A 22,449-nucleotide genomic window follows, 5' to 3' on the forward strand; every position below is an offset into this window, starting at 1 on the left:
ATTTAGTACTGTTTATGTTTTTTTAATTATTATTCATTTTTTTCTATAAGTTCTTCACTTTTATATTTTTCAACCAATTTTAGTCATTCTTTTTTATGTTTTTTATATGTGTATGCACGTGCTGATATGAACACAAATGCAAATCAATGTTTAAATCTTTTTAAATTAGTTTTAGCATATAGATAAGCTAAAACATTTTTTATATTATCATAAAATTTGGAATTGAAAACTACAAGTTGAATAACAAGAGAAGCTACTACTATCATTAAAACGAATGGTTTAAATAAGAAATTTATTAAATCAAAATGTTTATATATTATATACAAAGTTACAACAATAATTAGTATAATCGCAGCAATGATGTTGGTTATTAGGCAAAATAATTTTCATTTAGATAAACAAGAATAACCTCTTTTTAATTCTTCGGTTGTTAATAGTTCATTTATGTTTGTTTTTGTTTTTACTTTTGTTTTCATATAGTACCTATTTTAATTATAAATTTGTTTATACAATAAAGCGTTACTTAAATAAAAAAAGTTAGATTTTACTAACTTATTACATAATTTTTACTTTTTGTTTTCCTTCAATTTGATATTCAATTAAATATAATTTTCCATCGCTGAATTCAATAGATAAAGGAGTTGATATTCTGTCAATTGATGCTCTAAAAATCTTTAGGCGTTTGTTATTATGTATAATAAATGCGCCCGGTTGATCATTGAAAGCACGAATTTTATTTAAAGCAAATTGTTTGGTATCGCTGTAAAATAATTCACAATCTTCATTATTAATTTTTGAAGCAAAAGTTACTAGTTCTTCTTTTTGAATATAACCTTCTTTAGGATTTATATAAATTTCTTTTAATCAATTTGGCAAATTATCTATTGTTAATTGTGCTAATTTATCATATATTTCTAATGCTGTGTCATTTGATTCGATTGAACATTTTGCACTAAATAGAACATTTCCTGCATCCATTTTGTCAATCATATAAATTAATGAAATACCAGTTTCTTTGTCATTATTTAATAAGGCATGTTGAATAGGCGCTGCCCCTCTATATTTTTCTAATAGACTTCCATGAACATTCAAAGCGGCTTTTTTAGCGAGTTTAATGATAGAATTCGGTATAAATTGACCAAAAGCAGCGGTAATAAAATAATCAAAATCTAAATTTAACAATTCTTCATATATTTCTTTGATTTTTGTTGGTTGAAATAATTTAATATTATGCTTTTTAGCAAGTTGAGCAACTGGCGTTTCAATAAATTTTTTATTACGATCCATTGCTTTATTAGGTTGGCTGATTAAAGCTGTAATTTCAAAATCGGTATTATTAATAAAAGATTCAAAAATTTTTGAAGAAAAATTTCCCGTTCCCGCAAATATGATTTTTATTTTTGGATTGTTCATAGAATCTCCTTATTTTTCTTATTTTTAAACTATGTTTTTCACAAATTTGTTTAATCAAAATTTATCAAAATATTAACATATATAATTATTATTATATGAAATTAATTAACGGACATTTAAATACTATTTTTTCTTTTCTTGAAAGTACTATAACAATTGATAATTTATTTCAACAGTTAAAAGAGAAAAACATTGAATATTTTAGCATTACAGAACATAATAATTTATTCAGTTTCGCCCCAATATTAAGTAAATCAAGAAAAGAAAACTTAAAACCAATATTCGGATTAGATTGTGATATTGACATTGATGGTCAATTATTTAGATATATTCTATATCCAAAAAATTTAGATGGTTGAAACGCAATAAAATTAATTTCTTATAAATTATTAAGTAAAGAGAATGTTAAATTAATTGATATATTAAAAGATAATAACATCTACATTGTTGAACATCCAATTTTAGGTTATTGAAGACAAACTAATTGCATAATTGAACAAAATAATTATTATTATGGAATTGATATTAATGAAGTAGAAAATAATTCACTTACTAAAACGCATACACACAAATGTTTAATTATCAATCATTTTTCAATATTAAATGCTGATGAAAATTCAACAATAGATGTTTTGTCTAAAATGAAAGACAGTTCAAAGATTGCTAATTTTTATATTCCATTATTTTTCGAAATTGAAGATGATGTTGAATATAAAGATTTAATAATTCAAACAAACGAATTTTTGAAACAATGTTATATACATTTTGAAACAGAGAAATTTGAATTACCTAAATATCCTAATGATTTAAATATTTCTTCATATGAATATCTAGAACGTTTAATTAAACAAAATCTACCTAAATTATTTAAAAAAGAAAATTGAAATTCAATCTATTCTGAACGTCTAAAGTATGAATTATCCGTTATTAAACAATTGAAATTCGAAGATTATTTTTTAATCATTCAAGATTGAATTAATTATGCTAAAAACAATGATATATCAGTAGGCCCAGGGCGTGGTTCGGCAGCTGGTTCATTAGTGTCATATATTTTAGGAATTACTGAGATTGATCCGATTAAATACAATTTAATTTTTGAACGTTTCTTAAATCCAGAACGGGTAACAATGCCAGATATTGACGTTGATGTTCAGGATGATAAAAGACATTTAGTTCTTCAATATTTAATTGATAAATATGGGGTTAATAATGTTGCAAACATTGTAACTTATTCAACATTGGGCAAAAAGTCATCAATTCGTGATGTAATGAGCGCATTTGGTAAAAACATTTCAGAAATCAATAGTGTGTCAAAAGCGATATCAGATGCTGAAATTAATTTATTGCAAGAATATGAAACAAATAAAAAGTTTGCTCTTGAATTAAATAAATTAAATGAAGTTGATTTTTCTATGTCTAAACAAATATTGTATGAAGCTAATAAATTAGAAGGTTTATATCGTCAAAGCGGTACACATGCAGCTGGTATTGTTTTATCTTCAAAACCAATTATTGATAAAATTCCTACCTATTTATTAGACGGTATCCAACAGACACAAACCTCAATGGAATACCTAGAAGAGTTTGGTTTGTTAAAAATGGATATATTAGGTTTAAGAACACTAACTACTATTAAAGAAATTCTTTCATTTATTAAATCAAGTAAAAATATTGAGATTGATTTATCAAAAATTGATTACAATGATCAACTGACTTTTAAATTATTAACTTCAGGAAATACGGCAGGTATTTTCCAACTTGAAAGTTATGGAATGATGAATGCATTGAAAAAAGTAGGTGTAAGTAGTTTTGATGATATTACTGCAATTATTTCATTGTATCGTCCAGGTCCAATGGAACATATTAATACATATGTTAAACGTAAATTTGGTAAAGAAGCAATTCCTAAAATCAATGCAACATATGATGAAATTGTAAAAAATACATATGGAATTATTATCTATCAAGAACAAATAATGCAAATTGTTCAAGCAGTTGCAGGTTTTAGTTTTGGACATGCCGACTTGATTAGAAGAATTATTTCTAAAAAGCAAGTTGATTTAATGTTAAAAGAAAAAGAAATTTTTATAAAAGCCGCTATTCAAAATGGTTATAGCTTAAAAGATGCGCAAAATATATTTGATAATATAGAGAAATTTGCTGATTATGGGTTTAATAAATCGCATGCCGTTTCATATGCAACACTTTCATATCAAATGGCTTATTTAAAAGCACATTTCCCATTAGAGTTTTATGCTTCTGCTATTTCATCGGCACAAGGAAGTCATGCGACAATTGCTAAATTCGCTAATGAAGCAAGAAATTTAGATATTGAAATTATTTCGCCAAACATTAACTATTCAAGCAATAAAGCAATTATTATGGATAATAAAATTGTTTTACCTTTAACAATGATTAAGGGAATTGGTAATGAAAGTGTTAAATTAATTATTAATGAACGTCAATTAAATGGTGTATATAAAAACTTCTTTGATTTCTTATTAAGAATGGATAATGTTAAATCAATTGGATTGTCAACTATTCAGATCTTAATTAAAGCAAACGCTCTAAAATGCTTCGGCTATAATCAAATGACATTGCTATCAGAACTATTGAACAACAATAATAATAGTGATACAATGCTGATGTTAAAGTATTTAAGAAACAATGACAATCAAACTGAAGTTAATAATGCAATTAAAAATTGAAAACCATATGTTGTATATGAACAAAATATTGATGAAGAGAATGAAAATGAAATTGCATTATTGGGTCAAATATACAATTTATCTTTAACAGAAGATTTTGAAGTAAATGGTTCACGTTTAATTGATATGCATATAGGGAATGAATATCTAACAACCTTATTCTGTAACTCAATTATGCAGAAAACGTCAAAAAATGGGTCTCAATATTATTTAATTAATCTACAGGATTCAACTAAAAAAATCTCAATTTTCTATTTTGGAACAATAGAAAATTACAAGAAATTCAATAAACAATTAGTTTCGGTGAATATTTATGTTAAAAGCGAAAACCAATATATCTTAAAAGGATGGAAATTAAAACATGAGTAAAATTTTATTAATTGATGGCACATATTTAGCTTATAAATCATATTTTGCAACATTATATGGTAATGCTTCACTACAGACAGAAAATGGTTTTCCAACAAATGCAATTGTTGGTTTCTTTAACACAATGTTAGCTTTAATTAAACAACATAATGTATCACATCTATTTGTTGCCTTTGATTCAAGAGTTAAAACCTTTAGACATGAAATGTATGAACAATACAAAGGAACTAGAGCTAAAGCACCAGCTGATTTTCATATTCAATTAAATAAAATTCAAGAACTATTGACTGCATGTAATATTGCTAATGAAAACGTCGAACGTTATGAAGCAGATGATATCATTGCTAAAATAACAAAAATGTTTCAAAATGAACATGAAATTTTAATATATTCTGCCGACCAAGATTTAAATCAATTAATTACAAATAATGTATCAATTATTAAAAAGGTTAAAAATGAAAATATTATCCTAAATATCGATAACTTTATGGATTATTACGGAATAACCCCAGAACAGGTCATTGATTATAAAGCAATAGTTGGGGATTCAAGTGATAACTTTAAAGGTATTGAAGGGTTAGGACCTAAAAGCGCAACAAGTTTGTTAGAAAAATATCAAACGCTTGAAAATATCTATGCTCATTTAGATGACATTACTGGAAAAACAAAAGAAAAATTAATTAATAGTAAAGAAAACGCAATGCGTGATAAATATCTAGCAACATTAAGAACGGATTTTTTAACAAAAACTATTGAAATTCAACAACTTTCTTTATTAAACTTTAGTTTAACACCAGACGCAATTGAAATTTTAGATAGTCTAGAGCTTAATTTAATTAAAAATAAGTTAATAAAATTGGAAATAAATTAGCATTTTGCTAGTTTATTTTTATATAAGCAAAAAATGTCAATTTTTAGAATAAAAAATGATGGTATTTTTACACAAAAAATTAACTTAAAATACACCTTCATATATCTATTTTTTAAAACCATAGTAGATGTTAATAATGACATATTTTTCTAAAAAATATTTAATTATAAATATATTTTAAACAAGGGTTTATGTTAATAACTGTCAATGCTTACTATTGAAACTATTGAAATGCAAAAAATAATTCATTTCTAAAATAACTGTATAGTTCATAATATATGTACAACAAAAAAAGGAGGTGGCGTAAATGGAAAAATATTATATAGAAAACAGCGAATCAATTACATCAAGCGATTTAGAAAATCTACGTGTATTTTATCAACCATTTATTGGGCCTAACGCCATTTCCTTATATCAATATTTATATGATATGCATACTATCTACGATGCACGTCATAACTTTACATATAATGATACTAATGAATTTCTATCTATTTCTAAAGAAGAGATGGTTAAAGCAAGACAATTACTTGAAGCAACTGGTTTAATTAAATCTTTTTTAACCAAAGATCAAAGTTATTTATTTCAATTAAAAAGACCGCTAAATGCTAATGAGATTACTCAAAATAAATTAATTAGTAGTCTTTTAATTGAAAAAATTGGCATAGAGAAATTCCAACAATTAATCAAAGTAAAAACTGTTACTCATTTTGATAAAACATGTTTAGTTGATATATCTAAAAACTTTTTAGATGTTTTTCAACCAAATGAAACCATTGATGTTGAACTAAATGATGAAGATTTCATTTTAACCGATCGTAATTTAGCAATGGAATCTCTAGAACCTGAAATATTTATCTACACTATATTAAAAGCAGAACCTACCTCTGGTCAATTGTTAATGATTGAACATCTAAAACAATTACATTTTTCTAGAAAAGCAATTAATTTATTTATTAACTATTCTTTGAATGTTAATAAAAGTATTGTTATTAAATATATAGAAAAAATTGCTTTAGATTTCGCTAAGAAAAATATCTTAAATGAAATTGATGTTGAAAGAGAATTAGATAATATTTATATTAATAAAACAACTAATAAAAATCTGCAATCAAATGTTGTAATGAAACCTACGCATCTAGAGGATCTAAATTACATATATGAATTAGCAGATGATGGATGAGAAAATTAAGGAGTTAATATGGCTGATTTATTTAAGTTCCCTAAATTAAGTAAAAAGGAACAAGCTGTAGTTGAGGAATTAAGAAATAATGTTCTAAATTGTCCAGTAATTTTAGATATTATCAAAAATCTAAAATTAACTGAAGAACATATTAAAACAGGATTCCCTTTATTAGTTAAATATTATCTAGATTACATCGATCATCAAAAATTACCTGAATGAAAAATTATTATTAATTCTAATGATTGTTTAGATATGGATATAACTAACACTGAAATGGTGAAAAAAGAGAAAATATTATCTAATTTTTGATTAACAGATATTACCCCTTTGCCAATTGAATTACACCATTATCTAACAACACCTTTGATTAAAAAACCACGTTCTATATTAACCAATTTCTCAAAAGCAATCAAGAATTTTGATATTGAATTAAATGATTATTTATCTAAAGTTGTAAAGAATAAATTAGAGTTAACTGATAACCTTTTAATCATTGATAATTCATTTTTAGATGCAAGGGCAATTATTAAATTTTTATCCACATTTTTTGTAATGTATTTAAATAAAACAGTTGCTGTTGTTGATATTAATGCTTTGTATCAAACATTGCAAAAAAATAGTAAAAATCCTGAATATAATGCACATATTTTTTCATTATTATCAGAAGTTGATTACCTATTTTTAGAAAGAATGGCAGTTGGGGAAAAACCAGAATGATTTATTAATGAATTAATCAATGTTTTTAATAATAGAAATGTAAATCGTAAGCCATTTTATCTATCGTCGCCAGTAGATATTTTAAGCAATGATATTAAAATTATCGCTACTTCTTGAAGTAAATCTTCTAATGTTGGATTAGAACAAGTTGAACAGCTTTTTAAAAGCAGTATTGCTCTATATACAAGAATTTTTAAAAGAAAAGTATAAAAAATTATTCAGTTACATATGTTTTTGAATATTTAAACAAAATTAATAAACATTTATTGTTAAAAATGTATTATAATATTTAAGCATTTGTAACCATGCTGCCACCATAGCCAAATGGCCAAGGCATGGGTCTGCAACACCCTGATTACCAGTTCGAATCTGGTTGGTGGCTCCAAAAATGCGCTCGTAGCTCAATTGGACAGAGTGTTTGGTTACGGCCCAAGAGGTTGCGGGTTCGACTCCTGCCGAGCGCGCCATATCAATTGTAAAATTGAAACAATAAAGCGATCATTCGCTTTTTTATTTATACATTTTTAGCACTTTAACCCTTTAATTGCTAATTTAGTGCTAAAATATATAATTATGACTAATTTATTAAAAGAAAAAGAAAATTATTATTTCAAATTAATTGTTGATTTATACATCGAAACAGGAGAACCAGTTGCTTCTAAAACTTTAGTAGAACGTTTTAAATTAAATTGCAGTTCAGCAACAATCAGAAATGTTATGGCAAGATTAGAAGAAATTAATTTTTTAGAAAAATATCATATTTCAGGTGGCCGTGTTCCTTCAACTACCGGACTTGAATATTATGCAAAATATTTAATCTACAATCCTCAAAAATACTTTAATGAAAAACTAGAAGATCTACTTGCAAAAAGAAGAATTAAGATTGATGCCACATTAGAAGAAGCCGCTTCTATTGTTTCAGAAATGGTTGGTGTTACTGTTGTTGCAACATCAAATAACGGTTCAGAAACACTTAAAAGTATTCAATTAACACCTTTAACTGATAGTTCTGCAATTGTTGTTATTGTTACAAGTACAGGTAGAGTTGAAAGTAAGATGTTTAATTTTGAAAACGAAAACATTGAAATTAATGATTTAAAAATTGCCATTAGATTATTTAAAGAAAGATTAATTGATACACCATTGATTGAATTAAGTTTAAAAGCACAAGCTTTAATGCCGATATTCAGTCAACAAATCAAGAATTTTGAAATCATTCTTGAAAAATTTGTTAAAAAAGTGTTTGTTTTTGAAGAAGAAACAAAAACCAAAAGTTTTAATAAAGGTGCCATTATTTTATCTAAAAATATTCAAAGAGAAGAACTTGCACATATTCTAGATTTAATTGAAAACCATTCAGTATGAGAAACAATTGAAAACAATTTAGATGAAGATAATAATATTAAATTAGATGTTAGTCGTCCTAACTTAAGTATTATTAGCAAAAAGATTGATTTCGCTAATAATGAGAATATCAAAGAATTAAGTGTTGTTGGTCCAAGTAATATTAATTTTGAAGATTCATTTGAACTACTTAATATGTTAGAAAAAATCCTAAAGGAGAAAAAACATGATAATTAATAAATATGATTTAGTTAGACTAGAAATTAAAGAAGTTAATAAAAAAACTATTAACTATCCATATGGTCAAGATGTAATTGAATTAAACATTGGAGATAATAAATATCCATTAATTAATGAATTTCTATTAGATTTTGAATATAAATCATTAGATGAGCCTTTTAAATTTCATAAAATGAAAGAAAAACATAAACTAAATTATGAAATTAAAATTATTGAACATAGCAAACCAACTGGATTACTTGCTGAATTAATTAAGGAAAATAAGATTTTAAGTAATGAAAACGTAAAGCTATTTGAACAAAAATCTAATTTAGAATTAAAAGAAGTTAATCTAAAAAATGAATTAATTAAATTACAACATGAATTTAAAGACCAAATTGCTCAATTACAGAAAAAAGCACAAACTGAAATTAATGAACATAAATTAAAAAATTCAGAACATTTAGATAGTGAATTAAAAAATGCAAAACAATATGCGTTGCAGAAATTCCTTGAAGAGATTATCAATCCTTTAAATAATATAGAAATAGCAATTAAAGCTGCATTAAATATGGATAACCCTGGTGTTAAGAATTTTGCAATCGGTTTTAATATGTTATATACACAAATTGACAACATATTATCTGATTTTGGTGTTTCAAAAATTGAACCAAAAATTAACGATACCTTTAATCCTGAATTGCATCAAGTATTTGAATTAAAAGAATTATCTGATTTTAGTAAAGATGCAATTGTAGAAATAAGAAATATTGGTTATAAATTACATGATCGTGTAATTAAACCTGCATTGGTGATTGTTGCGAAATAGATAGGAAACTATCTTTTTCTATTAAATTTAAAAAATTAGCACTTTATTGTGTAGAGTGCTAAAAAATGTGCTACAATTTAGTTATTAATTAAGAAAGTTAATTATTTAGGAGGCTATTATGGCTAAAGAAATTATTTTAGGAATAGACTTAGGAACAACAAACTCAGTTGTTTCAATTATTGAAAATGGACAACCAAAAGTATTAGAAGGTCCAACTGGAAAAAGAACTACACCATCTGTTGTTGCTTTTAAAAACAACGAAACAATCATTGGAGAAGTTGCAAAAAGACAACTAGAAACTAACCCAGATAGTATTGCATCAATTAAAAGATTGATGGGTTCATCAAAAACTGTTCATGCAAACAACAAAGATTACAAACCAGAAGAAATTTCCGCATTAATTCTTGCATATATGAAAGAATATGCTGAAAAGAAAATCGGTCATTCAGTTAAAAAAGCTGTTATTACAGTTCCTGCATATTTTGACAACGCACAACGTGAAGCAACTAAAAACGCCGGTGTTATTGCTGGATTAGATGTAGTTAGAATCATTAACGAACCTACAGCAGCTGCATTAGCATTTGGTTTAGATAAAGATAAAGAAAAGAACCACAAAATCTTAGTATTTGACCTAGGTGGAGGAACATTTGACGTTTCAATTCTTGAACTAGAAAGCGGAACATTTGAAGTTCTAGCAACATCAGGAGATAACCATTTAGGTGGAGATGATTGAGATAATGCAATTGTTAACTGAATGATTCATGAAATTAATGACAAATACAGCTATGACCCTCGTTCTGATAAAATGGCTATGGCTAGATTAAAAGAAGAGGCAGAAAGAGCAAAAATTACTTTATCACAAAGCATGATTGCAAATATTTCATTACCATTCCTTGCTATGTCAGCAACCGGTCCAATTAATGCTGAATTAGAACTAAAAAGATCAGAATTTGAACAAATGACAGCAAACCTATTAGAAAGAACTAAAAAACCATTATTAGATTCTATTGAACAAGCTAAATTGAAATTCTCTGATTTAGATGAAGTTTTATTAGTTGGTGGTTCAACAAGAATTCCAGCTGTTCAAAAATTAGTTGAAGAAATTACAGGTAAGAAACCAAATAACTCAATTAACCCAGACGAAGTTGTTTCAGTTGGGGCTGCAATTCAAGGTGCAATTTTAGCAGGAGATATTCAAGATGTTTTACTACTTGACGTTACTCCTTTAACATTAGGTATTGTAGTTGAAGGAAATCTAGTAGCTCCTTTAATTCCAAGAAACACAACAATTCCTGTAACTAAATCAGAAGTATTTACAACAGCAGCGGATAATCAAAATGCAGTAACTATTGTTATTACACAAGGTGAAAGACAAATTGCTTCAGATAACAAAATTTTAGGTCAATTCAACCTAGAAGGAATTGAACCAGCACCTCGTGGTGTTCCTCAAATTGAAGTAAGTTTCTCAATTGACGTAAATGGTATTACAACAGTAACAGCTAAAGACAAGAAAACCAATAAAGAACAAACCATTACTATTCAAAATACTTCAAAATTATCAGAAGAAGAAGTTCAAAAAATGGTTAAAGAAGCTGAAGAAAATAGAGAAGCAGATAAGAAAAAACGTCACGAAATTGAAGTTACTGTTAGAGCAGAGCAAACAATTAACCAATTACAAAAAACTTTATCTTCAGAAGAAGCAAAACAATTACCAGAAGATAAAAAAGCTGAATTAGAAAAAGAATTAAAAGAATTCCAAGATCTAGTTAATGCAAAAAATATTGAAGAACTTGAAAAGAAACAAAATGAATTTGATGCTAAATTAGCTCAAGCTATGGAAATGTTAAAAAACAGTGGTGTAAATCCAGACGACTTAAATAAGGATAAATAATAATTTAAAAATCTCATGAAATATATCGTGAGATTTTTCTTAAATTTACGGACATATAAAAGTATACTTATAGATATAAGAGATATTAATATAAAAGAATTTTAAAAAAGAAAGGTTAAAAATGGAAAATAAAGTCAAAACTTTCATTTCTTATTCGCACGGTTACAAAAATAATATTCTTTTTGAAAATTTGCGTGACACATTGAAAAATAAAGGTTATATCTTGGATTTCAGTGAGAAAGAAGATAAAAGTGAATATTCAATTCAAACCATTTGAGACTATTTAGCTAGTAGAATTAAACAATCTTCTTGTACTATTTTATTAATGACACAAGATCTATTATTTAAAAATAAACATAAAATAAGCTATATTCCTAATGATTTTGAACATTCAGGATGAATTTATAAAGAAATATCTGCTTCTTTAAGAGATTGAAAAGAAAATAGAATCAATGCACTAATTTGTGTGTGTGAAGATGAATATGTGCATCATATAGTAAATTCTGGACATTATTATAATAATGTTGTGACAATTAGAGACAAATATCCTGAATGGTGTCCAGAGATTATTTCTTTAAATGAGTGATATATTGAATTTGTGTCATATGATCAGTTTATAAAAAATCCTGAATATTATATTAATAACGCTTTATGAAAAAGAAGAAGACAAATTGAAAGTTATGGTAATGCATATTCAATTTGTTATGATCCGCATAATAATTAATTAAAAGGTATAGAGTTATATAAGAGTTTTAGATAAGAGATACAGCCTGATATAATAATTTTTTTGATTAAGCCCTTATTTTGAAAATTACTTGTAGAAATTCACGAGATTATTAATTTGTTATTAATAACAAATACTGGATTGTTATTAAATTATTAATTTAATATTATTAAATAGAAATTTATTAATGAAAGGAATATATGCAAAGAAAAGATATTCAAGAATTATTTGATATAGCATGAATAAATACAATTGATGAGAAGCTGACAAGAAACAGTGATAGTAATAAAAGATTTGATTTATCAAATGAAGAAAATAGAAAATTGTTGTCATATTTATTAAAGCGTTATTCTATATTCTCGATTTTTTCTAATGGTGGTCGTTTGAGTTCAATAGATATCAATGATAAATTGAATTTTATTAAACTAGACCCAATTGTTTTAAGAAAGAAAGAAAATGAATACGATAGCGGGAAATGTGCTCTATCAACCATTAAAGTTGATAATCCAATGGAATGAGAAAATTATACTTATTTAATGCATGAAGTACCAAACTGGTATAAATTGGCAGAAATTCAAACCTTTATTTCTAAATTACATTATGATTTCTATGCAAAATTTATTAAAAACAATGAAAAAGAATCTTTTAAATATCTAGAAGAAAATATCAACAAAGAAAACAAAATAATTATGGATTTCAATAAAGCAACTGGCATAGAAATTTATAAGAAATTAGTTGATGAAGCAACAAAACTATCTTTGATTTTAAATGAAAATGAGGAGAATTATTTTATCGATCGCGATGAAATAACAATTTCAGTTGATCCAATTATATTTGATAAGATAGCCACCACAGGTTTATTAGAACACAAAATAAAACTATCATCTGATGACGAATTATACTCTAGTGGTTATATTGCAAGTTATAAGATAGTTTCTAATCCTTATTTATGCGATGCAAAAGTAATTATTGGAACTACTTTCTCTTGTTTATTTGCAATAAAACCTATCCAATCCTCATATTGTTATATTGATAATTTGTCTAAAGATATAATTGCATATTTTAAAATTACTTGCGCTAAAAAGATTGAAAATAACTCATCACTTATAATGATTAAAGATATTAATGATTAACTGGGACATCATTAAATAAAGATTATTAAGATATTTGTAATTATTAAAAGTAGAATAATAATAAATCAACAAAGGCTTCATCATGATTTTAAAAGAGAAGATCATCTAATATTAGAAAATTTCTTTTTACTATTGAAATCATTTTTAAGAATTTCCGGCATATTATTGTTTGTTTGTAAATCAGCAATATTCAATTTAGATTTTTCTTCATATATCTGAATTCATATACGTTCATTTTTTAAATTAATTAAATGTGATATAAAGAAACAAAACTGAATAATTATTAAAGAAAGACATAGAAAACATCTTGCTCATTTCGGTATGTTTAAAGATAATATCAGTGGAAACATAATTGAGAATATAGTTAAGGAAACTGAAAAAATTGTAATTCCAATTTTTGAAAGTCTTGAAATAATACTTTGTATAGTATTTAGGTTATTTATGTATACTGCCTCTAAAAATTTGTGGTTATTTTTTGTTATGCGGTTCATAAAAAATGTTAAACTCCTCTCCGTTAGTATTTATTTGTTTTTTTCTATTTTCTAGTGCTAACTTGATAAATTTTGAAGGATTATTAAAGAAATCGAAATAAGAAGCAAAAATAATGTATTTTTTATTTAATTCCAATATTTCTGGAAATAAATAATAATTTCTATTTATAAATGGTGTAAATTCAATAACAGAAACAGTTTCTCGAAATCAATTAGCAATACTCTCTTCGACAACACATACTAATCCATTAATTCTATTTTCTTTTCAATCTCTTAAAGAAGCAGATATTTCTTTATAAATTCATCCTGAATGTTCAAAATCATTAGGAATATAGCTTATTTTATGTTTATTTTCAAATAATAGATCTTGTGTCATTAATAAAATAGTACAAGAAGATTGTTTAATTCTACTAGCTAAATAGTCTCAAATGGTTTGAATTGAATATTCACTTTTATCTTCTTTCTCACTGAAATTTATAATATATTCTTCATTATTTAATTTATCTTGTAATTTGTTGCAAAGATAATTATTTTTATAATTATGAGAAAACGAAATAAAAATGTTAATTTTTTTCTTCATAAAACATGACCTCCACTATATTCATACTATTGAAATAATTAATAAACTTTTAAAATAAATTGATATATTAATTAATATAATTGTATTATATTAATCTGATATTAAGTTGAAGAAGGTATGTGAAATATGTTATTGTCAAAATTTGCGAATTATGATATGAATAAATATTTTGAAGATATTGATTCTAAAGGATTGAAAACAACATGAATTGATATTTGTAACTATTTAAGAAATGTTGATTTTTCACACATTCCTGAGTTTTTTAATTTTGACAATATTCATGAAGTATATGAAATTGGCTTGGCTAGAGTTGATAAAACTAGCAAGAAGAAAATGGGTCAATATTACACGCCTAAAGATGTTGCGAAATTAATGTCTCAATGATTTTTAGAATTGAATGGCGAAAATATTTGCGATGTAGCATGTGGGACAGGTCGCTTGATTTTGGAATATTTAGAGTTGTTAAATTATAATGAAGCAAAAAAAATGATAAATGATAAGAAGATTTATTTGTATGATTTAGATGAAACGGCAATGTTAATTTGTAAAACTTTAATTTCAATTAAATATGGTAAAGAATCATTTGCAAACATTAATACAACATGTGGTGATTTTTTAAATGAAAAAATCAAATTACCACATAATTCGAAAGTTATTTCAAATCCACCGTATGCAAAAATAGACACCCCTTTAGTATCTTGAAAAAAAACAGACATTTCTTTAAAAAGTAAAGAATTGTATGCAATTTTTATTGAAAAAATAATTGAAGAGTCAAACGCTGCCGTTATAATATCGCCTTTTAGTTTTCTTTCTTCTAATAAATTTTATTTATTAAGAGAAAAAATGTCATTGTTGGGCGGGGGGTTTGTAATTTCGTTTGATAATGTTCCAGGAACTATTTTCGCAGGGAAAAAATATGGTATTTTTAATAGTAATAAAGGTAATTCTGTTAGAGCTGCAATAACAGTTTTTAATAAACAAGAAACATTGGGATTTAAAATAAGTCCTCTTATTAGATTTAAAACTGAACAAAGAGAGGAGATTCTAAAAGATTCAGTTTTAAGAGCTACATTACCAAAATATCGTCAAATTATTAACAAACATAATGATAAATTTAAAAAAATCGATAGCAAATTGTTGGATTTATATAACTGTTGAGTATCTAAATCTAAATTTAATATAAATGATTTCGTATTATCTAATGAAAGTCAATTATTTTTGGATATACCCAAAACTTGTCGTTACTATACTACAGCAAGTTCAAAAAAATTAAATAGAGCTAATTCCTTTACTTTATTTTTTGATAATGAAAGTGTATATGATTTTTGTTATTGCTTAATAAATTCAAGTTTTGCTTATTGATGATGAAGGATATTTGAAGGGGCTATAAATCTTTCTTCAAACACTTTAAAAAGTATTCCTCTCCCAATCAATCTTTTATCCTTGGAAGATAAGAAGTTTTTTCAAAAAATCAGAAAAGAGATGACTGATATTGAAAGTCATCACATTATTAAAAAGAATAATTGTAATATGATGCAAGAAAATATCAAATTTCCAGACAAATATAGAAATATAATAAACGAAAGAATTTTAAATATCCTTGGTTTAGAAATGAAAACGGACGAATTAATTGAAATACATAATAATTATTTTAAAATTTAATTATGTTAAAAAAATCCTTAACTAAAGAGCAATTATATTTTTTAAAAGAATTTTATTCATTACCTTCTCATAAAGTTATCTTAAATAAAAAAGAGCGAAACAAAATTTGAGAAGATTTGAAGTCAAATTCATCAATGGATAAATATAATGAAATAAAAGAAATTTGTCCTTCTTTATATCATCAGATTTTAAAAAGCAAAGAACGCAATAAAAATATTCAATCTGCAGTGTTTAGTGAATGCATATATGCTCAGACCTTGGCAAACATGTATAACTTAACAACCTTTTATAATTGTTATGAAGAACAATATTCATTTAATAACCAAATTGTAGAAATTATGAAATCTTTAAATTTGAAACCAAGATATATTTATGAAAACAATGAGAAAACTAAACTTTTGATTCAAGCAGGAGGACCTGCTGGAATAGATAGCATTTTAGTTACAATTTTAAATAATATGATATTTACAATAGAATTTAAAGAGCCTGCAGCAAAAACAAGTGAAATTGATTTGCCAAAATATAAAGAAGACGGTAAGTTATTAATCACAAGTGAGTGATTGCATTCTTATTCAAATTTTGAATTGATGTTATCTGAACATAAAAATTTAAATTTTTTTGATTCAATTGGAACAAATATTAAAAACTTTACAAGAAAGAGCATACAAATGGCCACAATTTTAAATTATTTTAATAATTTCACTAAACAAGCAGATGTTATATGTAGTGAAGATAATCAAAATAATTTAATTATGATACCATCTAATCATATAGATATTTGATCCGATATTAGTGGAGAAATTAGACCAGCAGGAAGAAATGATTATAGTGTTTGAACACCAAATAAATTAAGAAATTTTTTACTAAAAAAGAGTGCTATCATTGTTGATGATATTGTAAAAATATCAAGCAAAAATTTACTTCCTAGAATTCAGAGAGGATCTTCCGGCAAAATATCAGGTTACAAAATCAATCCTTTGTTTTTTGTTCGCGTAGAAGACATTGTTATTGAAAAAGATTTGATGATTTTTAAATTGAATAAAGTTAGACAGTTGAATCCCACAATTGCTGCAAAAATTTTTCTTAAAAAAACAACAAATTATAAGGCTCTCAAATTAGAATACGACTTATAAATTTATTTTATTAAAAATTGTTATCTTTGTATGACATATAAAAATTATTCAAAAAACATATTTTGAATAAATGCTTTTGGTTTATTAAACCATTTGCATTTTTTATTATTATCGTTGATCATATCGAATGATTTTTGTGTAATTTGAAATGAAATTTTCACAACTTTTTAATTCAGTATTCAATAACATAATAGAAGGGCTACCAAAAGAAATAAAATTGCGCGAAAAACAATATGAATATTATTTAAATTTAATATTTAAAAAACTATCTTTATAATTTATATATAGAGGAAAAACTATGACAAATAAATTGAAAATTGGTGAAATAAATAATATTGAAAATCAAAATGATTATGTGATTATGAGCGATTACGTTCCAACATTAGAGAACAAAACAAATTATCAAACAGAAGCTGAATTGGAATATGAATTTATTAATTTATTGATGCAATTAAATTATGAATATGCTCCTGTTAAAAATGATAAGGAATTAATTAGTAATTTAAGGGTTCAATTAGAACGTTTGAATAACTATAAATTTAGTGATTCTGAATGAAACGAAATTTATTTTAACAAGATTGCATCTGACAATTTTAATATTGTACGGAAGACAGAGATTATTCAAAAAGAACATATTTTTGAATTAAAAAAAGATGATGGAACAATACGTAATATTAAATTAATTGATAAAGAAAACATTCATAATAACAAATTACAAGTTATTAACCAATTTTCAAGTAAAAGCGGTTTCGAAAGAGTAAGATACGACGTTACAATACTAGTTAATGGATTGCCATTAGTTCATATTGAATTAAAAAGACGTGGAATCTCTATTGAAGAAGCTTTTAACCAAATCAAAAGATATAGTGAAAGTTTTTCTACTAACTCAGGTTTATTTGAATATATCCAAATTTTCGTTATTTCAAATGGAACAACAACTAAATATTATTCAAATTCAATTAGAAGAAAAATTGAAGATTCAAATAAATCAAGTGTTGTAAATGCTAATAACTTCAAATTCACACATTTCTGAACGGATGTTAAGAATAAAACTATTTTAGATTTAATGGATTTCACTAATACATTTTTTGCTAAAAACACAATATTAAATTTAATTACTAAATATTGTGTTTTAACAGAAGACAAACAATTATTAGTTATGCGTCCATATCAAATAGCTGCCGCTGAAAGAATTATATCTAAGGTTAAAATTTCTTCAAGTTATAAGAAATGAGGAAAAGTTGAAGCCGGTGGTTATATTTGACATACAACCGGTTCTGGTAAAACACTCACTTCATTTAAAACAGCTCAACTGTTATTACAAAACAATGATATTGATAAGGTATTATTTGTCGTTGATAGAAAAGATTTAGACTATCAAACAATTCGTGAATATAATAATTTTCAAAAAGATTGTGCGAATGGAAATATCAATACCAAAGTATTGAGCGAACAATTATTATCCAAGTTAGATAAACATCGTTTAATAATTACAACTATTCAAAAATTAAACAATTTCTTAAAGAGAAATGAAGATAAGAGTGTTTATAACAAACACATTGTTATGATTTTTGATGAATGTCACCGTTCACAATTTGGTGAAATGCATAAAAACATTATTAAGAATTTCAAGAAATATCACCTATTTGGTTTCACTGGCACTCCTATTTTTGTTAAAAATGCTGGTGACAATCATCGTGATGGTATTTTATTAACCACAGAAGAAGTTTTCGGTGATCGTCTACACTGCTACACAATGCATAATGCAATTGCTGATAGAAACGTATTACCATTTCATTATGAAATGTTTTCAACTGTCAGATTGAAAGATGAAATTGAAGATCAAATGGTTGAAGCAATTGATAAAAACTCAATTATTTTAAGCGATGAAAGAGTTGAAAAAATTACTCGTTATATTATTGAAAATTTCGATCGTAAGACCAAACGTAAAGAAGCTAATTATGTTCATAAATTCAATATAGACATTGCAAATTCTTTAAAGAATATTGATAATGCAAAATATGAAAATAAAAATTTATCTGGTTTTAACTCATTGTTTGCTGTTGATTCAATCAAAGCTGCTAAAAGATACTATCTTGAATTTAAAAAACAATTAAAAGCATTAAATAAAGATTATGTAATCGCTACTATCTTTACCAATACACCAGTTAATGAAAATGGTGAAGTTTTAGATGATGAAGTTAAATTAGACGATGTTGAGTCATTGAACATTGAAGATAAGAATTTCTTACAAATGGCAATGAATGATTATAATAAAACCTTTAAAACTAATTATCAAATCAATAATCAACAATTTGATAATTACTACAAAGATATTTCATTAAGAATGAAACAACGTGAAATCGATATTTTAATTGTTGTTAATATGTTTTTAACAGGGTTTGACTCAAAACTATTAAATACATTGTGATTAGATAAGAAATTAAGATATCACGGTTTATTACAAGCATTTAGTAGAACTAACAGAATTTATAACTCAGTTAAATCATATGGAAACATTGTTTCCTTTGTTGATATTCAAAAAGAAATCGATGATGCAATTTTATTATACGCAACTGATCACGAAAGTGAAAAAACTGTTTTCATCGGAACTAAAAATGATTTCTTATATGGCACTACAGAAGATAATGGAACACATGAAGATGGATACATTGATTTAGCAAATAAGATTAAAGAAAATTTTGATCCTAAAAATCAAATTGATGATGAAGCAACGCAAAAAGAATTCGTTAATACTTTTACTAAATTCTTAAGATTACGTAATATATTAATGGGATTTGAAGGTTTTAAGGAAATGGAAGCTGATATTATGTCGGAATATGATTTCCAAAATTATTGCGGTATGTATGGACAATATCACGATAAATTTAGACCAAAACATAAGGAAAATGTTGAAGATGATTGCATTTTTGATATGGAATTAATCAAACAATACGACATTGATGTTGATTATATTTTAAGAGTTATTGATGCTTATCGTGAAAAAATGGAAGGTATTGACTTTAAATATATCTTAGATGCAATTGAGAACTCATATGAATTGAAAAACAAAAAAGAATTGTTAGAAAAATTAATTCAAGATATCAATGCAGGACATTTCAATTCAGGTGCTTCTTCAAGAGAACTATATCATGAAATTGTTCAAAAGAATTTAAGAGAAGATTTACATAAAATGATTGTTAAATTTGGTTTAGTAACAGAATATTTAATTCCATATTTAACAAAATGTTTCAGAACAAATAAATTAATTTTTGATGGTAAGACATACGATGATATTAAAAAGAAAATGTCTTTATTCTCAACAACCGATCAAGAACGTAGAACCTATGATGAAGAATTGAAAATTTATCTAGAAACTTTCTTTTCAAGATATTCAGGCGATATTAATTACACTTCTTTTGAACATATTTTGAATAATAAAAAATAAAACGCTTTTGGTATATTAAACCATTAGCGTTTTTTATTATTTATCGTTAATCATATCTAATGCTTTTTGTGTAGTTTTAAATGAAATTTTCGCAACCTTGCTTAATTCAGTGATTCCGTGTTGTTGAATAAACAATGCAGCTTGTTCATCAACTTTGTTTGATGCACCTAATTTAAATTCGATGTTGTATTTTTGATTTTGTACATTCATATATTTTAGAAATTCAGCCCTAGCAATAATTGAAGCACATGCAACAGCAAGAGATTTATCTTCAGCTTTGGTTTCTAAAATGATATTTAATTTAGGTTTAGATACATTCAATCAAGGAATTGATTGTAATTTTTGATAATGTTTTTCAAAAATAGCATTGTTTGCTGTATATTGATCAATTAAAACTGTATTACATACGTTATAAGCATTAATGAAATTATTTAAGGTATTTGAATGAATTAATGTCTTTATTTCATTGTTATTGATTTTAGCTTTAATTAATTTATTATAACCATCTTGAGTAAGAATTGTTTGTTTATAATAAACCAATTTCATAATCGTTGGAACTATTTCAAGAATTTTTTTATCAGTTAGTTTCTTGCTATCCTTGACATTTAACTGTTTAATCAAATCTATGTGTTGATTTGGGATATAACAAGCAACTGATACAATTGGTCCGAAATAATCGCCAACGCCAGTTTCATCAACTCCAATAATTTCGTTATAATTCATTATTTATCCTTAAATATTATTTTTCTTCTTCGTTATAGAAGTTATCTGCTTTTACAACTTGTAGATTATCTTTTTTCTCGCTTTGTTTCTTTAATCCCATTTTGATGTATTTTTCTGGGTTATTTAAGAAAGCGTCAATGAAGTAACCTACTGCACCTTCTTTGTTAGTTTGTTTCATAACAACAGTTGCCATTTGTTTAATTAATGGTTCTGCGTTTGCAGGTGCGACACCAACATTTCCCACTTCATACATTGGTGAGTCGTTGAATGAATCCCCAATAACAACTGTGTCTTGAATGTCAATATTGTAGTATCTCATAATTAATGAAATAACTTTACCTTTATTAACACCAATTGAAGTTATGTCAAAAATAGGTGATAAACCAGCACCTTTTGATCAAGATGAGAATTCGCCTAAATCCCCATATCTTCTTTTTAAGTATGTTAGCAAGTCTACAACATCAGTTGTTAATTTACAGTCAAAAACAATTCCTGTTGGTTTTAATGGAAGTTTTTGTAAGTTAATTTCTTCTCTAAATTTAGTTGCCTTGTCGAAGCCAAACACTCTTTCAAGGTTAGGATCTCTATGTGCTAATTGAACTCAATCTGGTCCTTCGATTGCATAGTTAGTAATTTCAGCTGAAACTTTCGGATCTCCTAAAATATATAGAACCTCATTAAGGTCTAGATATGAAATTGCTGGAATAAAGAATGGATCAGAAGGGTTGTGAATATGTGCACCATTGTAGTTACCAACGATTGCATTTAAACCCAATTGTTCATAAATTGGTTTAGTCGATCTTCATGGTCTACCGGTGATAATACATACAATGTGCCCTTCTTTAACCGCTCTTTTAATTGCTTCTTCGGTTTTTGGATGAACAGTTCCAAGTGCTGAATCTGCTAATAATGTTCCATCTAAGTCAATTGCAAATAGAAATCTTCTTTGTTCTGATCTTTTGTTTTGTGCCATTTTAATCCTTTATATATGTTGAAATTTAACAATAA

17 protein-coding genes and 2 tRNA genes are annotated in these 22,449 nt (G+C 25.8%); 14 read left to right on the top strand and 5 right to left on the bottom strand.

What is annotated here, in order from left to right; genetic code table 4:
* Window positions 1-29: 29 nt before the first annotated feature.
* Both EXC28_RS05235 and fmt read right to left on the bottom strand, forming a co-directional pair.
* Window positions 30-476 (bottom strand): hypothetical protein, encoded by a 447-nt coding sequence (locus tag EXC28_RS05235; protein WP_029330492.1) that lies wholly within the window; start codon window positions 474-476, stop codon window positions 30-32.
* A gap of 79 nt (window positions 477-555) precedes the next feature.
* Window positions 556-1,413: a methionyl-tRNA formyltransferase gene (gene fmt, locus EXC28_RS00315; protein WP_029330491.1), complete on the bottom strand. Its 858-nt coding sequence runs from the start codon at window positions 1,411-1,413 to the stop codon at window positions 556-558.
* 95 nt (window positions 1,414-1,508) lie between these two features.
* On the opposite strand from fmt, the gene dnaE reads away from it, so the two are divergent.
* The 11 genes from dnaE (at window position 1,509) to EXC28_RS05255 (ending at window position 13,404) form a co-directional block, all read left to right on the top strand.
* Window positions 1,509-4,490, top strand: coding sequence for a DNA polymerase III subunit alpha (gene dnaE, locus EXC28_RS00320; RefSeq protein WP_029330490.1), 2,982 nt, complete (start codon window positions 1,509-1,511; stop codon window positions 4,488-4,490).
* A complete protein-coding gene (locus EXC28_RS00325; protein ID WP_029330488.1) occupies window positions 4,483-5,361 on the top strand; it encodes a 5'-3' exonuclease in 879 nt (292 codons plus the stop codon). The genes dnaE and EXC28_RS00325 overlap by 8 nt, the downstream gene beginning before the upstream one ends.
* 307 nt (window positions 5,362-5,668) lie before the next feature.
* Window positions 5,669-6,553 (top strand): DnaD domain protein, encoded by an 885-nt coding sequence (locus EXC28_RS05240; protein WP_029330486.1) that lies wholly within the window; start codon window positions 5,669-5,671, stop codon window positions 6,551-6,553.
* 9 nt (window positions 6,554-6,562) lie between these two features.
* Entirely contained in the window at window positions 6,563-7,474 is a 912-nt protein-coding gene (locus EXC28_RS05245) for a hypothetical protein (RefSeq protein WP_029330484.1), read from the top strand.
* A gap of 100 nt (window positions 7,475-7,574) precedes the next feature.
* Window positions 7,575-7,649: transfer RNA gene (locus tag EXC28_RS00340), tRNA-Cys, on the top strand.
* Between the two features lie 5 nt (window positions 7,650-7,654).
* Window positions 7,655-7,731 (top strand) — tRNA-Arg (locus EXC28_RS00345).
* Between the two features lie 106 nt (window positions 7,732-7,837).
* On the top strand, window positions 7,838-8,845 hold the full coding sequence (hrcA, locus tag EXC28_RS00350; RefSeq protein ID WP_029330481.1) for a heat-inducible transcriptional repressor HrcA: 1,008 nt from the start codon (window positions 7,838-7,840) through the stop codon (window positions 8,843-8,845).
* Window positions 8,835-9,656, top strand: coding sequence for a nucleotide exchange factor GrpE (locus EXC28_RS00355; RefSeq protein ID WP_029330479.1), 822 nt, complete (start codon window positions 8,835-8,837; stop codon window positions 9,654-9,656). Before hrcA ends, EXC28_RS00355 begins: the two co-directional genes overlap by 11 nt.
* 118 nt (window positions 9,657-9,774) lie before the next feature.
* Window positions 9,775-11,547, top strand: coding sequence for a molecular chaperone DnaK (dnaK, locus tag EXC28_RS00360; RefSeq protein ID WP_029330477.1), 1,773 nt, complete (start codon window positions 9,775-9,777; stop codon window positions 11,545-11,547).
* A 121-nt stretch (window positions 11,548-11,668) separates the two neighbouring features.
* Window positions 11,669-12,271, top strand: a complete 603-nt coding sequence (locus EXC28_RS05250) for a TIR domain-containing protein (RefSeq protein WP_112541166.1) — start codon at window positions 11,669-11,671, stop codon at window positions 12,269-12,271.
* Window positions 12,272-12,471: 200 nt separating this feature from the next.
* The gene (locus EXC28_RS05255; protein ID WP_029329938.1) at window positions 12,472-13,404 is read left to right on the top strand and encodes a hypothetical protein; all 933 of its coding nucleotides are present in this window, start codon (window positions 12,472-12,474) and stop codon (window positions 13,402-13,404) included.
* 468 nt (window positions 13,405-13,872) lie between these two features.
* On the opposite strand, the gene EXC28_RS05260 is transcribed toward EXC28_RS05255, so the two are convergent.
* Window positions 13,873-14,475: a TIR domain-containing protein gene (locus tag EXC28_RS05260; protein ID WP_129695083.1), complete on the bottom strand. Its 603-nt coding sequence runs from the start codon at window positions 14,473-14,475 to the stop codon at window positions 13,873-13,875.
* A 156-nt stretch (window positions 14,476-14,631) separates the two neighbouring features.
* Between EXC28_RS05260 and EXC28_RS00380 the strand changes: the two genes are divergently transcribed.
* From EXC28_RS00380 to EXC28_RS00390, 3 genes are all read left to right on the top strand, one after another.
* Complete coding sequence (locus tag EXC28_RS00380) at window positions 14,632-16,137, top strand: N-6 DNA methylase (RefSeq protein WP_158524909.1); 1,506 nt, start codon at window positions 14,632-14,634, stop codon at window positions 16,135-16,137.
* Between the two features lie 2 nt (window positions 16,138-16,139).
* Window positions 16,140-17,270, top strand: a complete 1,131-nt coding sequence (locus tag EXC28_RS05265; RefSeq protein WP_232028561.1) for a hypothetical protein — start codon at window positions 16,140-16,142, stop codon at window positions 17,268-17,270.
* A gap of 298 nt (window positions 17,271-17,568) precedes the next feature.
* Window positions 17,569-20,718, top strand: coding sequence for a type I restriction endonuclease subunit R (locus EXC28_RS00390; protein WP_051622563.1), 3,150 nt, complete (start codon window positions 17,569-17,571; stop codon window positions 20,716-20,718).
* 36 nt (window positions 20,719-20,754) lie between these two features.
* Here the strand turns inward: EXC28_RS00390 and EXC28_RS00395 are convergent, their stop codons facing one another.
* Window positions 20,755-21,441, bottom strand: coding sequence for a ribonuclease HIII (locus tag EXC28_RS00395; protein WP_029330193.1), 687 nt, complete (start codon window positions 21,439-21,441; stop codon window positions 20,755-20,757).
* 16 nt (window positions 21,442-21,457) lie between these two features.
* Window positions 21,458-22,414, bottom strand: coding sequence for a Cof-type HAD-IIB family hydrolase (locus EXC28_RS00400; protein WP_029330192.1), 957 nt, complete (start codon window positions 22,412-22,414; stop codon window positions 21,458-21,460).
* Between the last annotated feature and the right edge of the window lie 35 nt (window positions 22,415-22,449).

It is taken from the genome of Metamycoplasma cloacale (assembly GCF_900660735.1).
GTDB lineage: Bacteria > Bacillota_I > Bacilli_A > Mycoplasmatales > Metamycoplasmataceae > Metamycoplasma > Metamycoplasma cloacale.